This window comes from Microbacterium sp. Soil_N32 (genome assembly GCF_057655505.1).
Window position 1 is genome coordinate 519779 of sequence record NZ_JBDGME010000019.1, and the last position, 14462, is coordinate 534240.

Annotated in this window: 14 protein-coding genes; 5 read left to right on the forward strand and 9 right to left on the reverse strand. The window is 69.3% G+C overall.

From position 1 onward, the window contains the following. Positions 1-18 precede the first annotated feature (18 nt). The 4 genes from AC3A3J_RS10640 to AC3A3J_RS10655 are packed head-to-tail and all read right to left on the reverse strand — an operon-like array spanning position 19 to position 3417. Entirely contained in the window at positions 19-660 is a 642-nt protein-coding gene (locus AC3A3J_RS10640) for an FMN-binding negative transcriptional regulator (protein ID WP_487672241.1), read from the reverse strand. A 38-nt stretch (positions 661-698) separates the two neighbouring features. Then, a complete protein-coding gene (locus AC3A3J_RS10645) occupies positions 699-1697 on the reverse strand; it encodes an Fpg/Nei family DNA glycosylase (protein ID WP_487672242.1) in 999 nt (332 codons plus the stop codon). A 1-nt stretch (position 1698) separates the two neighbouring features. Beyond that, positions 1699-2184, reverse strand: a complete 486-nt coding sequence (locus AC3A3J_RS10650; RefSeq protein ID WP_487672243.1) for a ribose-5-phosphate isomerase — start codon at positions 2182-2184, stop codon at positions 1699-1701. A gap of 48 nt (positions 2185-2232) precedes the next feature. Further along, complete coding sequence (locus tag AC3A3J_RS10655; protein WP_487672244.1) at positions 2233-3417, reverse strand: ferrochelatase; 1185 nt, start codon at positions 3415-3417, stop codon at positions 2233-2235. 125 nt (positions 3418-3542) lie between these two features. Between AC3A3J_RS10655 and pepN the strand changes: the two genes are divergently transcribed. From pepN to AC3A3J_RS10675, 4 genes are all read left to right on the forward strand, one after another. Beyond that, positions 3543-6095, forward strand: coding sequence for an aminopeptidase N (gene pepN, locus AC3A3J_RS10660; RefSeq protein WP_487672245.1), 2553 nt, complete (start codon positions 3543-3545; stop codon positions 6093-6095). Between the two features lie 104 nt (positions 6096-6199). Next, on the forward strand, positions 6200-7276 hold the full coding sequence (locus AC3A3J_RS10665) for a mechanosensitive ion channel family protein (protein WP_487672246.1): 1077 nt from the start codon (positions 6200-6202) through the stop codon (positions 7274-7276). Next, a complete protein-coding gene (locus AC3A3J_RS10670) occupies positions 7273-7722 on the forward strand; it encodes a globin (RefSeq protein WP_487672247.1) in 450 nt (149 codons plus the stop codon). Before AC3A3J_RS10665 ends, AC3A3J_RS10670 begins: the two co-directional genes overlap by 4 nt. After that, positions 7719-9377, forward strand: coding sequence for an FAD-binding dehydrogenase (locus AC3A3J_RS10675; protein ID WP_487672248.1), 1659 nt, complete (start codon positions 7719-7721; stop codon positions 9375-9377). Before AC3A3J_RS10670 ends, AC3A3J_RS10675 begins: the two co-directional genes overlap by 4 nt. A 3-nt stretch (positions 9378-9380) precedes the next feature. Here AC3A3J_RS10675 and AC3A3J_RS10680 read toward each other — a convergent pair whose 3' ends face one another. Further along, complete coding sequence (locus AC3A3J_RS10680; RefSeq protein WP_487672249.1) at positions 9381-10049, reverse strand: DUF8185 domain-containing protein; 669 nt, start codon at positions 10047-10049, stop codon at positions 9381-9383. 51 nt (positions 10050-10100) lie between these two features. Between AC3A3J_RS10680 and AC3A3J_RS10685 the strand changes: the two genes are divergently transcribed. Beyond that, complete coding sequence (locus AC3A3J_RS10685) at positions 10101-10988, forward strand: acyl-CoA thioesterase (protein WP_487672250.1); 888 nt, start codon at positions 10101-10103, stop codon at positions 10986-10988. 55 nt (positions 10989-11043) lie between these two features. Here AC3A3J_RS10685 and AC3A3J_RS10690 read toward each other — a convergent pair whose 3' ends face one another. The 4 genes from AC3A3J_RS10690 to AC3A3J_RS10705 all read right to left on the reverse strand — a co-directional run bounded on the left by AC3A3J_RS10690 (position 11044) and on the right by AC3A3J_RS10705 (position 14368). Next, complete coding sequence (locus tag AC3A3J_RS10690; RefSeq protein ID WP_487672251.1) at positions 11044-11538, reverse strand: acyl-CoA thioesterase; 495 nt, start codon at positions 11536-11538, stop codon at positions 11044-11046. Positions 11539-11542: 4 nt separating this feature from the next. Continuing rightward, positions 11543-13222: an energy-dependent translational throttle protein EttA gene (gene ettA, locus AC3A3J_RS10695; protein ID WP_487672252.1), complete on the reverse strand. Its 1680-nt coding sequence runs from the start codon at positions 13220-13222 to the stop codon at positions 11543-11545. A gap of 62 nt (positions 13223-13284) precedes the next feature. After that, positions 13285-13776 (reverse strand): DUF6993 domain-containing protein, encoded by a 492-nt coding sequence (locus AC3A3J_RS10700; RefSeq protein WP_487672253.1) that lies wholly within the window; start codon positions 13774-13776, stop codon positions 13285-13287. A 64-nt stretch (positions 13777-13840) separates the two neighbouring features. Further along, positions 13841-14368: a single-stranded DNA-binding protein gene (locus tag AC3A3J_RS10705; RefSeq protein WP_487672254.1), complete on the reverse strand. Its 528-nt coding sequence runs from the start codon at positions 14366-14368 to the stop codon at positions 13841-13843. Between the last annotated feature and the right edge of the window lie 94 nt (positions 14369-14462).

The following is a 14462-nucleotide window of genomic DNA, read 5'->3' on the forward strand; positions in this document are numbered from 1 at the left end:
TCGGAGCTCGGTGATCGATCACGCCGTCGCCGCCCCACGAGCCGCCTGCGCGCGCTGCATCTCATCAGCGAGCACGGGGTTGGCGTAAGGGCCGTCTGCGCGGAGCTCCGCGATGACGGCGGCGACCGTCTCGGCGGGCTTGTTCTGGCTCAACTTCCGTTTGGCGACGACACGCGTGGGCGTCAGACGGAACCCGACCGTGCCCGCGGCGAGCCGCTCGACGAAGGCCGGATCGTTCGGACGCTCCCACATGCGGCGCGGGTGGGGCAGCGCCCCCTCGAAGCGGTCGACGAGGCGATCGAGCACCGCGAGGTTCTCCTCCGGCGTCAGGATCTCGGGCACGCCGGAGAGGTGCACGGCGGTGTAGTTCCACGTCGGGACGGCGGGGACATCGCCGTACCATCCCGGCGAGACATACCCGTGCGGCCCCTGGAAGATCACGAGGAGCTCGCGGTCGCCGAGTCCGTGCAGCACATCGTCGGGGCGACCGACATGACCCACGACCGTGAGACCGTCTCCGTCATCGTCGAGCAGCACGACGTAATGCGACGCCAGGGGGCCGTCCTCGGTGCTGCTGACGATCGTCGCCCACGGATTCGCATCGATGACTCGACGGATCTCGGCCTGGTCCGCCAACGTGAAACTGGGGTTCTGACGCATCCCCTCAGCCTACGGCCGGGGCGACCGCGACCCCGTCATCACGCCTGGCAGCGCGGGCACCAGTACAGCTTGCGCGCACCGATCTCCTCGAGCGCGATCTCGGTGCCGCAGACGCGGCACGGCAGCCCCGCACGGTGGTACACCCAGTGCCGGTCGTCGCGGCTGGCCATCGCAGCGCGGTACTGCTCGGGAGACAGGTCGTCCATGGTCATCATCTGACCGGTCTCGACGCCGATCGCGAGCAGGCGCACCCAGTCGTGCCAGAGCGCCCGCACCACGTCCTCCGGCACGTCCCGCCCCGGCGTGTGCGGGTTCAACCGCTGCCGGTACAGCATCTCGGCACGATAGACGTTGCCGATGCCGCTCACCACCGACTGATCCATCAGCAGCAGCGCGATCGGCGTGGATTTCTTCCGCACCGCGCGAACGAAACGCTCCTCGTTCTCGACCGGGTCGCCGACCAGCGGATCCGGGCCGAGCTTCGCCACCGTCGCGAGCATCTCCTCGGGCGTCTGGAGCACGCACGCCGTCGGCCCGCGCAGATCGGCGGCCGTGATGTCGGTCATCAGACGCAGCCGCACCTGGCCCACCACCGGGGGCGGCCACTCCTCCGGCGCTTCGTCGAGCCCCTTGGTCTGCTCCGACATCCGCACATGCACACGGGTACGACGCGGCGCACCGATGGAGGCGAGCGAGTTCTCCCCCGCATCGTCGAGGATCGGCTCGTCGAGCACCGTGCCGCGCTGGTTCGTCTGGCCCATCCGGCCGTTCGCCGACGCGATGGTCGGGTCGACCAGGATCTCCCCGGCGAAGTCCCACGCGCCGTACAGACCGAGATGCACGCGCAACCAGATCGCGCCCTCCGTCTCGAGGAACATCTGCTTGCCGACCGCCTGCACGCTCACGGCCGCGCGCCCGTCGAGCACCGCCGCGCCTTCGGCGAACCGCCCCTGCGGACTGGATGCGCGAAGCGTCTTGCCGACGAAGTTGCGCTCGAACTGACGCGCGATGCGGTGGACGGAGTGGCCCTCGGGCATCTCAGGCCCGCGGGTCCGGGAGCAGCGATCCGTCGCGCTCGAAGTCGGCGATCTGCGCGATCCGCCGCACATGGCGCTCCTCGTGCGAGAACGGGGTGGCGAGGAACCGGTCGATGAACGCGGTCACCTCGTCGTACTCGTGCTGGCGCGCCCCGATCGAGATGACGTTGGCGTCGTTGTGCTCGCGCGCCAGTTCGGCCGTCGACAGGTTCCACACCAGGGCCGCACGGACCCCTTCGACCTTGTTCGCGGCGATCTGCTCGCCGTTGCCCGATCCTCCGAAGACGATGCCCGCCGCCTCGACTCCTGCAGCCTGGTCATGCACGACGGCCTGCGCCGCACGGATGCAGAACGCCGGGTAGTCGTCGAGCGCGTCGTACTCGATCGGACCGTGGTCGACGACCTCGTGACCGGCCGCGCGCAGGTGCTCCTGCAGACGCGTCGAGAAGTCCAGACCGGCGTGATCGGTGGCGATGTGGATGCGCATGCGAACCATCCTAGGGAGAGAGCGGAACAGAGCCTCGCGAAAGGGAGGTCAGGGAGCGATGCCCGAGGCCGCCGGCTTGAAACCGGCGCGGATGTTCTCGCAGCAGCCGGGCCGGCAGACGTCGAAACCTCCGGGCAGCTCGGTGAGGTGCTGGCGCTGGTCGCGCGGACGCCCGTCGAGCCGTTCCTGGATGAGGTCGACGATGCCGGCGACGAACGTCGGCGACACGCCCGGCGTGGGAGTGCGCACGAACAGCAGGCCCGCTTCCTCGGCAGCCTCCTTCGCCTCGGTGTCGAGGTCCCAGAGCACCTCCATGTGGTCGCTCATGAAACCGAGGGGCACCACGGCGACGGCCCGTCGCCCGCGCCCCGGCAGTTCGCCGATGACGTCGCACACGTCGGGCTCGAGCCACGGCTGCGAGGGAGGGCCGGACCGGGACTGGTAGACGAGCTCCCACGAGACGCCGGCTGCGGTCGGGAGCACCTGCAGAACCCGGTCCATCACCCACGCCGCGACGGCCTCGTGCTGAGCCGCATAAGCGCCGCCCTCTCCCCAGTCGATGTCGCGGGCGCCGGAGCGCTGCGCATCCGCGGTGGGGATGCTGTGGGTGGAGAAGAGGATCTGGATGTCGGCCGCGCCGACGCCCTGCGCCAGGAAGCCTTCGATCGCCTCGCGGACGCCGCGCTCGAATGCCTCGACGAAGCCCGGGTGGTCGTAGAACGGGCGGATCTTGTCGATCGTGACCCGGTCGCCGAGGCCCGTGTCTGTCAGCACGCGAGCGAAGTCCTCGCGGTATTGGCGGCAGCTCGAGAACGAGCTGTAGGCGCTGGTGGCGAAGGCAAGCAGGGTCGTGTCCCCCGCATCCGCGGCCTCCTGCACCGCCTCCTCGAGGTAGGGCGTCCAGTTGCGGTTGCCCCAGTACACCGGCAGGTCGATACCGCGGGCGGCCAGCTCGGACTCGAGCGCCGCCTTGAGCGCGCGGTTCTGCCCGTTGATCGGGCTGACGCCGCCGAAGTGACGGTAGTGGTGCGCCACCTCCTCGAGCCTCTCGTCGGGGATCCCCCGGCCGCGGGTGACGTTCCGCAGGAACGGGATGACGTCCTCCTGACCTTCCGGCCCGCCGAAGCCGGCGAGGAGGATGCCGTCGTACGCCGTGGGCGTGCTGACATAGGCGGGGCCCTCCGCGGCGGCGGCGGAGGCGAACGGAACGATGACGGGTTCGATCGTGCTCACCCCTCCATCCTTCCATCCTCCGGGACCTCCTCGGGTCGCGCGCTGGCGTAGGCTGTCAGGGTTGCCGCCGGCGCCATCTGCGCCATCCCCCCGGCCACGCCCCTCACCCCTGGGAGTTACACACCGTGCCTGGAGAGAATCTCACCCGTACCGAAGCGCAGGAGCGACGCGACGTCATCGGCACCGAGTCCTACGAAGTGGCGCTCGACCTGACGAAGGGCGCCGAGGTCTTCGGTTCCCGCAGCGTGGTGCGCTTCACCGCGACGCCTGAGAGCTTCACCTTCATCGACCTCATCGCACGCGACGTGCGCGAGATCTCGCTCAACGGCGAGCAGCTCGACCCGAGCGAGGTCTTCGCCGACTCGCGCATCTCCCTGACGGGACTGCAGGCCGAGAACGTGCTCGTGGTCGACGCCGACTGCCTGTACACGAACACGGGCGAGGGTCTGCACCGCTTCGTCGACCCGGTCGACGGCGAGGTCTACCTCTACTCGCAGTTCGAGGTGCCGGATTCGCGCCGGGTGTTCGCCGTGTTCGAGCAGCCCGACCTCAAGGCGACGTTCCAGTTCACCGTCACGGCCCCCGCATCGTGGAAGGTCGTTTCGAACTCGCCCACCCCCGAACCGATCGTCCACGACGACGGCGCGACCGCGACCTGGGGCTTCGAGCCGACGCCGCGGATCTCCTCGTACATCACGGCCCTCGTCGCCGGTCCGTACGAGTCGACGTTCAGTGAGCTGACCAGCGCATCCGGACGCGTCATCCCCCTGGGCGTGTACGGCCGGAAGAGTCTCTGGCAGCACCTCGACGCCGACTACATCTTCGACAAGACGCGTGAGGGTTTCGCCTACTTCGAGCAGAAGTTCGGCGTCCCCTACCCGTTCGCCAAGTACGACCAGCTCTTCGTGCCCGAGTTCAACGCGGGTGCGATGGAGAACGCTGGCGCCGTCACCTTCACCGAGACGTACGTCTTCCGCAGCAAGGTGACGGATGCCGTCAAGGAACGTCGCGTCGTCACCATCCTCCACGAGCTCGCGCACATGTGGTTCGGTGACCTGGTCACCATGAAGTGGTGGAACGACCTCTGGCTGAACGAGTCGTTCGCCGAGTGGGCATCCACCATCGCCACCGCGGAGGCGACCGAGTGGACCGAGGCGTGGACGACGTTCAACGCCATGGAGAAGACCTGGGCGTACCGGCAGGACCAGCTGCCCTCGACCCACCCGATCGTCGCCGAGATCAACGACCTCGAAGACGTGCAGGTGAACTTCGACGGCATCACCTACGCCAAGGGCGGTTCGGTGCTCAAGCAGCTCGCCGCCTGGGTGGGTATCGAGGCATTCTTCGGCGGGGTCTCGCAGTACTTCCAGAAGCACGCGTGGGGCAACACCGAGCTGAGCGACCTGCTCACCGAACTCGAGGCGACCAGTGGTCGCGACCTCGCCGAATGGTCGCGCAAGTGGCTCGAGACCGCCGGCGTCAACACGCTGGAGCCGGTCATCGCCGAGGACGGCTCGGGAGTCATCTCGCGCTTCGCCGTGACCCAGACCGCCCCGGCCGACTATCCGACGATCCGCCCCCACCGCCTCGGCATCGGCTTCTACGACCTGGTCGACGGCGCCCTCACGCGCACTCACTACGTCGAGGTCGACGTCGACGGCGACCGCACCGAGGTGCCGGAGCTGCAGGGACGCCGTCAGCCCGATCTGGTGCTGCTGAACGACAACGACCTCGCCTATGCGAAGATCCGCCTCGACGAGCGGTCGCTCGCGACGGCGATCGCGCATCTGGCCGACATCCACGACCCGCTCGCGCGCTCGCTCGTGTGGGGAGCCGCGTGGGACCAGACGCGCGACGCCGAGACCGCGGCATCCGACTACATCGATCTCGTGCTCGGGAACATCGGCCGCGAGACCGAGTCGACCACCGTGCGCACGACGCTCGCGCAGCTCCGCACCGCGGTGAACCTCTACGTCGCCCCGGCGGATCGCGATGCGGCTCGCCTCAAGGTCGCCGACGGCCTCTGGGCTCTCGCCGAGTCGGCCGAGTCGGGCAGCGACAGCCAGCTGCAGTTCGTGACCGCCTTCGCCAACTCGCTGGTGACGCCGGAGCACGCCGGCATCATCGGACGCCTGCGTTCGGGTGAGGAGACGCTGCCCGGACTCGAGATCGACGCCGACCTGAACTGGCAGCTGCTGGTGGGTCTCGCGACGATCGGGGCGACCGATGCCGCCGCCATCGACGCCGCCCTCGCGGCCGACAACACGGCGAAGGGCGGCGAGTTCGCCGCCCAGGCGCGCGCCGCTCTGCCGGATGCGGCCTCGAAGAGGGCCGCGTGGTCCTCGCTCATCGAGCGCGACGACGCTCCGAACACGATCGTCCGGTCGGCCGCGCTCGGCTTCGTGCATCCTGCGGGCGTCGAGGCGCTGCGGGAGTTCGTGCCGGCGTACTTCGACATGCTCCTCCCGGTCTGGGAGTCGCGCACCTACCAGATCGCGCAGTACCTCGTGACGGGGCTGTTCCCGACCGCCCTGGCCGACGTCGCCCTGCGCGACGCGACCCGTGCATGGCTGGCCGAGAACCAGGACGCCGCGCCGGCGCTGCGTCGACTGGTCCTCGAGAACCTCGCCGATGTCGAGCGCGCGCTCGCGGCGCAGTCGCGCGACGCCGACGACTGACCGTCACCGCCGCCGAAGGGCCCGGCAGCCCTCCATCCGGACGCGCTTCCGGGCCCTTCGCGCACCCAGCGGGTACCGAGCGCCGCTCGATAGAATCGGCTGCGATGACCCCGATCGAGAATCCGACCCCTCCCCCCGCCGAGACCGACGTCCCCACCTTGTGGAGCGGCTTCCTCGATGTGCTGCAGATCGTCGGCGGCAAGGCGCTGGTAATCGCGATCATCATCGCCGCGTGCGTGCTGATCGCCCTGGTGCTGCGCGTCGTCATCCGCCGGGTCGTCGCGCGAATCGTCGACACCGCCAAGAACAAGGCCTCCGTCGACGACACGCAGGCGCTCGAGCGGTCCCCCCTCGCCGACATGCGGCTCGTGCAGCGCACCCGCACACTCGGGACCATCCTGCAGAACATCGTCAACGTGATGCTCGTGATCATCGCACTGGTGCTCATCGTCAACGCCATCGACAACGCACTGCTGGGCTCCTTGACGCTGCTGACCGCCGCCGTGGGAGCCGGGCTCGGCTTCGGAGCGCAGAACATCGTGAAGGACGTGCTGAACGGCATCTTCCTCGTCGCCGAAGACCAGATCGGCATCGGCGACGTCGTCGACCTCGGTCTCGCGACCGGCGTCGTCGAGTACGTCAGCGTGCGCATCACGCAGGTGCGCGACGTCAACGGCACCCTCTGGTACGTGCGCAACGGCGAGGTCACCCGCATCGGCAACATGTCGCAGGGCTGGGCCCGCGCGATCATCGACACCGGAATCCCCGCGGACTCCGACCTCGAGGCCGTGGAGCACATCATGCTCGAAACGGCCCAGGGCCTCGCCAAGGATCCGAAATGGCGCACCCGCATCATCGAGAAGCCGGAGCTGTGGGGACTGGAGTCGATCGACGGCGACGCTCTCGTCGTGCGGCTGGTGATCAAGACCCGCGCCAACGCGAAAGACGACGTCGCCCAGGAGCTCCGCACGCGTCTGCGCGCCGCGCTCGCGGAGAAGGAGATCGCCATCCCGAGCATGCAGGCCGTCGTGCCGGTCGGGCTCGACGGCGCCCGGCGCGTCCGCGGTGCCAACCCGCCGCGCACGCGTCCGAACGCCGTCACCGGGGTCCCGCCCGCACCCGAGCGCGGCATCTGGCGCAAGAAGAAGCCCACTCCGGGCGAAGGGAGCCCGAACGCATGACCTTCTACGACGAGGTGGGCGGCAGGGAGACGTTCGCGCGGATCGTCTCGGTGTTCTACCGGGAGGTCGCCCTCGATCCCGTGCTGAAGCCCATGTACCCCGAGGACGACCTCGGCCCGGCCGAGGAACGGCTGCTGCTCTTCCTCGAGCAGTACTGGGGCGGCCCGACGACGTACGGTGAGACCCGCGGACACCCGCGTCTGCGCATGCGCCACATGCCGTTCCACGTCGACCCGGATGCGCGAGATCGTTGGCTTCGCTGCATGCGGACCGCCGTCGACGAGGCTCGCTTGTCGCCGCTGCACGAAACAACGCTCTGGGACTACCTGGAACGCGCCGCCTATGCCATGGTGAACACGTTCGAGCCCTCCGGCATCGGCGCACGCGCCGACGGACGGCCGACACTCGAGACCCGCACACGTCAGGATTCGACGGAGACCCCATGACGCATTCGCCCCTGTCCGCAGACGTCCTCGTCATCGGCTGGGGGCTGGCCGGCCTCGTGGCCGCCGCCGAGGCGGTGGATGCCGGGCGACGCGTGATCATGCTCGATCAGGAGCCACGCACCAACCTCGGTGGGCAGGCCTGGTGGTCGTTCGGGGGACTCTTCCTCGTCGATTCCCCCGAGCAACGGCGCATGGGCATCCGGGACTCGCTGGAGCTCGCGGTGCAGGACTGGCTCGGCACCGCCGAGTTCGACCGCCCGGAGGACGCGTGGGCGCGCCGGTGGGCCGAGGAGTATCTGCAGTTCGCCGCCGGCGAGAAGCGGGCATGGCTGCGTGAACGCGGCGTGCGTTTCTTCCCGGTGGTCGGGTGGGCGGAGCGCGGCGGGTACGGAGCGACAGGGCCCGGCAACTCGGTGCCCCGATTTCACATCACCTGGGGTACCGGCCCGGGGATCGTCGCACCCTTCGCGGCGCGCGTCGAACAGGCCGAGCGCGATGGGAGGCTCACGGTGCTGGCGCGCCACCGTGTGCGCGAGCTCACGACGACCGACGGAGGGGTCACCGGAGCGCGGGGCGACATCCTCGCGTCGACGGGCGAGGAACGCGGTGTCGCCTCGTCTCGCGATGTCGTGGGCGACTTCGAGGTGCGCGCCTCCGCGGTGATCGTCGCCTCCGGGGGGATCGGCGGCAACCACGACCTGGTCCGCTCGGCGTGGCCCGACCGCCTCGGCGCTCCCCCGTCGCACATGCTCAGCGGGGTTCCTGCATACGTGGACGGTTCGATGATGCCGGTCACCGCCGCGGCCGGCGCACGGCTCATCAACGGCGACCGCATGTGGCACTACGTCGAGGGCATCCGCAATTGGGATCCGGTCTGGCCCTCCCACGGCATCCGTATCCTCCCCGGTCCCTCGTCGCTCTGGTTCGACGCGACCGGCGCGCGACTGCCCGTGCCGCTGTTCCCCGGTTTCGACACGCTCGGCACGCTCGAGCACCTCCGTCGCACAGGCCACGACCACTCCTGGTTCGTGACGTCGCGGCAGATCGTCGAGAAGGAGTTCGCCTTGTCCGGTAGCGAGCAGAACCCCGACCTCACCGGCAAGGACGTGCGGCTGCTGTTGGCCTCACGTCTGGCGAAGGGGCCGACGGGGCCCGTGCAATCGTTCCTCGACGAAGGGGCCGACTTCATCGTCGAGAACGACCTCGACACCCTGCTCGATCGGATGAAGCGGCACCCGGGCGGCGAGCCGCTCGACATCGAGCGCGTCCGTCGCGAGGTCGTCGCACGCGACCGCGAGATCGAGAACGACTTCACCAAGGACGCGCAGATCGGGATGCTCCGTTCGATGCGGGGGTATCGCGGCGACCGCCTCATCCGCACCGCTGCACCGCACCGTCTGCAGGATCCCGCCGCCGGACCGCTGGTCGCCGTCCAACTGCACGTGCTCACCAGGAAGTCGCTCGGCGGCATCCAGACCGACCTCGACGGCCGGGCGCTCGATGCGAACGGGTCACCCGTTCCGGGGCTCTTCGCGGCTGGCGAGGCCAGCGGGTTCGGCGGGGGCGGCGTGCACGGTTATCGCGCTCTGGAGGGGACGTTCCTGGGCGGCTGCCTCTTCTCCGGTCGACAGGTCGGACGCGCCGTCGCGCGCTAAGAGTCAGAGCGCGCCGGCCCCGGTGCCGCGGACGGCGGTGAGTCCGGAAGCGACCGGCCCCCGCGCGAGCACGTGGCCGCGGCGGAACGCGAGGCGCGTCCAGCGCCCCGAACGCGTCAGGGGCACCTGCTCCTCACCCGAGATGAAGCCGAGCGCGTCGGCCGCGAACGCGATCCCGCGTGGAAGACCTGCAAGCTCTTCATCGGCCTCGCCCCAGATCGCCGCTCGCAGGGCCCGCACCGCTTCCTCGCCCGCACCCGGTGTCGCTCCATGGGCGACCGCCGAGATCCCCCACTGCGCTCGCTGCGCGATCGACGACGCCCGGAGCGACCCTATGGACTCCCAGCCTCCTCGGGGTGGCGCGACACCGGCCCAGGCCGGTGACAGAGCAGTCTCCGGCAAGCGCAGCGCACGCGGATCGTCGGTGGCATCGAGGGCGTCGACCACCAGGTCGCACGCGAGCTCCGGATCCGCGCGCACGATGCGCATCGCCAGCACCGTGGGGGTCTGGTCGAACAGACCGTGCGGGGCGAGCGCCGCGGTCGTCAGCGCGAGGACGCCACGATCGGCCTGCAGTCGAACCCCCTCGTCACTGACCCGTCGCGCCCGCCCGACGAAGGTGAGGACGTCTTTCGCGGTCTCCGGATCGTTCAGCAGGAGGTCGTGGGGCACGGGTTCTAGACTACCGACAGGGCCGTCTACGACGGTCAGCGAGAGGGAGAGATGAGCACCGAGAACCACGCCGTCCGCACCGTCGAACAGCTGTTGAAGGTCCTCGATCTCGACTCGACGAGGGCGCGGACGACCGAAGACATCTTCACGGGCTCGTCCCACCCCATGCCGACCGGGCGCATCTACGGCGGCCAGGTGCTCGCCCAGAGTCTCATCGCCGCCGAGCGCACGCTCCCCGAGAACCGGCCGGTGCACTCGATGCACGGCTATTTCCTGCGCCCGGGCGACGCCGACCACGGCCTGACCATCGCCGTCGACCGCATCCACGACGGTCGTTCGTTCTCCACGCGCCGGTCGCAGGCGTACCAGAACGGTGTGCCGATCTTCTCGATGATCGCGTCCGCGCAGGACGACGACCGGGGTGTGGAGCACGCGATGGAACTGCCGAGCGGCATTCCCGAACCGGAATCCATCGCCCCGGACGAGGACGCGGTGCAGGGACTCCCCGGCGGGACCATGCGGATGCTCAGCGACCGTGCCGCCGACGTGCGGCACGTCGAGGGGCCGCTCTACCTTCCCGCCGATACGGCACGCGCACCCCGCCAGGGGGTGTGGATGCGGATGCGCGCACCCCTGCCGGACGACCCGCGCCTGCACCGTGCCGCTCTCGCCTACCTCAGCGACATGACCATCCAGGAGTCGATCCTGCGGGCACACGGGCTGTACTGGGCTCTGCCCGGTCTCAAGGTGGCCAGCCTCGACCACGCGATGTGGTGGCACCGCCCGGCGCGCGTGGACGAATGGCTGCTCTACGTGCAGGAGTCGCCCAATGCGCGGGGCGGCCGCGGTCTCGCGACCGGCCGCATCTATACGCGCGAGGGCGAACTCGTCGCGAATGTCGCGCAGGAGATCATGCTGCGGGTGCCCGCCGCGAGCTGACGACCGGGCTCGGACCGCTCGCCGATCGGTGCGAGGCCGAGGTCACCGATGCGGATCAGCGGTGCGCGTAGACGATCGACGGCCCGAGAAGCGGCTCCCAGGCCTCGCGCATCTCGGCGGTGAGGCGCATCGGCCGACCCGTCTTCGCATCGACGAGCACGATCACCGCCGTCGAGCGCGCGTAGACGACGCGCGGGCTGGCCGCGGGATCGTTGTGCACCTCGTAGCAGACCTCCACGCTCGACCCACCGAGCTTGCCGAACCACATCTGCACCTCGAGCGGGCGTCGATGGTAGGGAACCGGCGCGAGGTACTCGATCTCCTGGCGGGCGATGAGGGTGAGCGCGCCCTCTTCGATGCCCGAATCGAGCACGGCTGTGTCGGGCGCCTCCTCGCCCGGCCCCGCACGCCAGAACGCGCGCACGCGCGCCTCCTCGAGCAGCTTGAGCATCGAGGTGTTGTTGACGTGGTTGTACGCGTCGAGGTCGCCCCAGCGCAGCTGGATCGGGATGTGCAGGCGGCGCCCGCTCACCGTGCTGTCGTCGGACATGGCGTCAGTCGCGGGTGAGCTTGCGATGCGTGGAACGGTGGGGCTTGGCGGCGTCCGGCCCGAGGCGCTCGATCTTGTTCTGCTCGTACGCCTCGAAGTTGCCCTCGAACCAGTACCACTGGTCGGGCTTCTCGTCGGTGCCCTCGTAGGCGAGGATGTGCGTGGCGATGCGGTCGAGGAACCACCGGTCGTGCGTGATGACCACGGCGCAGCCGGGGAACTCGAGCAGCGCATTCTCGAGCGAGCTGAGGGTCTCGACGTCGAGGTCGTTGGTCGGCTCGTCGAGGAGCAGCAGGTTGCCGCCCTCCTTGAGCGTGAGCGCGAGGTTCAGACGGTTGCGCTCTCCACCGGAGAGCACGCCGGCCTTCTTCTGCTGGTCCGGACCCTTGAAGCCGAACTTCGACACGTAGGCGCGCGACGGGATCTCCGTCTTGCCGACCGTGATGAAGTCGAGACCGTCGGACACGACCTCCCACAGCGTCTTATCGGGGTCGATGTTCGCGCGGGACTGGTCGACGTAGCTGATCTTGACGGTCTCGCCGACCTTGAGGTCGCCGCCGTCGAGCGGCTCAAGGCCCACGATGGTCTTGAACAGCGTGGTCTTTCCCACGCCGTTCGGGCCGATGACGCCGACGATGCCGTTCGGCGGCAGGCTGAAGCTCAGCCCGTCGATGAGCGAGCGGCCGTCGAAGCCCTTCTTGAGGTTCTTCGCGTCGATGACGATGCTTCCGAGACGCGGACCCGCGGGGATCTGGATCTCCTCGAAGTCGAGCTTCCGGGTGCGCTCCGCCTCCGCCGCCATCTCTTCGTAGCGGGCGAGACGCGCCTTGGACTTCGTCTGGCGGCCCTTGGCGCTCGACCGCACCCACTCGAGCTCGTCCTTGAGGCGCTTCGCGAGCTTCGCGTCCTTCTTTCCCTGGATGTCGAGGCGCTCCGCCTTCTTCTCAAGGTACGTGGAGTAGTTGCCCTCGTAACCGATCAGGCGACCGCGGTCGACCTCGGCGATCCACTCGGCCACGTGATCGAGGAAGTACCGGTCGTGGGTGATGGCGATGACTGCGCCCTTGTAGGCCTGCAGATGCTGCTCGAGCCAGAGCACGCTCTCGGCGTCGAGGTGGTTGGTGGGCTCGTCGAGGAGGAGCAGGTCGGGCTTCTGCAGCAGCAGCTTCGCCAGCGCCACGCGGCGCTTCTCTCCACCCGAGAGGGGTGCGATGGCGGCGTCGGCCGGAGGCGTGCGGAGCGCGTCCATGGCCTGCTCGAGCTGGGAGTCGAGGTCCCATCCGTCGGCCGCGTCGATCTCCTCCTGCAGCGTTCCCATCTCGGCGAGCAGCGAGTCGAAGTCGGCGTCGGGGTCGGCCATCAGCGCGGAGATCTCGTTGAACCGGTCGACCTTGGCCTTGATGGCGATGCCGTCCTGGATGTTCTCGAGCACCGTCTTGGATTCGTCGAGCTCGGGCTCCTGCATCAGGATGCCGACGCTGAAGCCGGGCGACAGCTTGGCCTCGCCGTTCGACGGCGTGTCGAGGCCCGCCATGATCTTGAGGATCGTCGACTTTCCGGCGCCGTTCGGACCGACCATGCCGATCTTCGCCCCCGGGAGGAAGGCCATCGTCACGTCGTCGAGGATGAGCTTCTCGCCCACCGCCTTGCGTGCGCGGACCATCGAGTAGATGTACTCAGCCACCGGGGAACACTCCTTTTGTCGGCGTCGAAGATCGACACCCCAGCCTACCGGCTACCGAGGGGTCACCAGTCGATCGGACGAGTGGCTCCGACGAGGCAGCGTCCTTCGGCGAGCTGCGGCAACACCTTGGTCACGAGCTGCCCGGTCGACGGCCCTACCTGACCGACGAGGCACTCCGTCTCGCCCCATCGCACCGAGAACTGGATGCTCTCCGCCGGGTTGCCGACGGTCGTCAGGTCGGGCGTGACCTGCATCGCGCCGCGGTCGAAGCCCGCAGCGACGAGAGCGTCGATATACGCGCGCCCCTCGCCGCGCTGCTCCGATTCCCAGACCACCTGCGCCGTCTGCGTGAAGAACGCGAGATTGTCTGCCGCCGACCCGTCGGGCCGCAGCTGCGGCGGGGCCGCGGGCTCGCCCGAGGCCGTGGGCTCGGGGGTCGGGCTCGCCGACCCCATCGGCTCGGGCACGCAGCCGACGAGCAGGACGAGCGCGAGAGCGGAGGCTGCGAGGCTCGCGGCCATGCGTGGGGCCGTGGTCGCCGATCGTCGAAGCACGCCCCGAGTCTACGCACGTCCGCGGCGCGCCCGATCGCCCGCCGCGACACGGCCCCGACGCGGGTCAGGCGATCGCTGCGGAGATCGCGGGCGGTTCCTCGTCGTGCTGCGCCCATCGGGTATCGAGGTCATCGAGTCCGCGTCCCGCGAGTTCGCTCTCGGAATCGGCGTTCGAGACCGACGGCGCCGCCGCATCCCTGACATCTCCGACCCGAGCAGCCTCGGATGCTCCCGCCCTGCTGCTCCGCAGGTACGCTGTGGTGCCCCATCTCAGGTCGTGACCGACGGCCTCGGCATCGATGTCGACGCTCGTCCCCTGCTTACCGTTGCTCTCCCACGTCCGGATGCGCAACCGCCCCGTGACGATCACGCTGTCGCCGGTGCGCAACGAGGCCTTGGCGTGTTCTCCGAGCTGACGGTATGCGGCGACCGAATACCAGTTCGTGCCCGCATCGACCCAGGATGCGGTGGCCTGGTCGTAGCGACGGTGCGTGCTCGCCAGCCGGAAATTGGTGACGGGCACTCCCCCGCCCGTTTGCGCCAGGACCGGGTCGGTGGCCACTTTGCCGATGATCGTGACGGTGTCGCTCATGTTGATTCCCCTCGGGATGCCGAGTCACTCTGCGCTCGGATGGCTCCAGCATCACCCGCGACGCTCCTCCACGAACGCGAGCCGCACAGCACTC

Excerpts from the sequence above, each read along its gene's own strand:
- AC3A3J_RS10670 (WP_487672247.1), top strand. The coding sequence starts at position 7,273 with ATGACCTTCTACGACGAGGTGGGCGGCAGGGAGACGTTCGCGCGGATC.
- AC3A3J_RS10645 (WP_487672242.1), bottom strand. The coding sequence starts at position 1,697 with ATGCCCGAGGGCCACTCCGTCCACCGCATCGCGCGTCAGTTCGAGCGC.
- AC3A3J_RS10685 (WP_487672250.1), top strand. The coding sequence starts at position 10,101 with ATGAGCACCGAGAACCACGCCGTCCGCACCGTCGAACAGCTGTTGAAG.
- AC3A3J_RS10665 (WP_487672246.1), top strand. The coding sequence starts at position 6,200 with ATGACCCCGATCGAGAATCCGACCCCTCCCCCCGCCGAGACCGACGTC.
- AC3A3J_RS10675 (WP_487672248.1), top strand. The coding sequence starts at position 7,719 with ATGACGCATTCGCCCCTGTCCGCAGACGTCCTCGTCATCGGCTGGGGG.
- AC3A3J_RS10640 (WP_487672241.1), bottom strand. The coding sequence starts at position 660 with ATGCGTCAGAACCCCAGTTTCACGTTGGCGGACCAGGCCGAGATCCGT.
- AC3A3J_RS10650 (WP_487672243.1), bottom strand. The coding sequence starts at position 2,184 with ATGCGCATCCACATCGCCACCGATCACGCCGGTCTGGACTTCTCGACG.
- AC3A3J_RS10705 (WP_487672254.1), bottom strand. The coding sequence starts at position 14,368 with ATGAGCGACACCGTCACGATCATCGGCAAAGTGGCCACCGACCCGGTC.
- AC3A3J_RS10690 (WP_487672251.1), bottom strand. The coding sequence starts at position 11,538 with ATGTCCGACGACAGCACGGTGAGCGGGCGCCGCCTGCACATCCCGATC.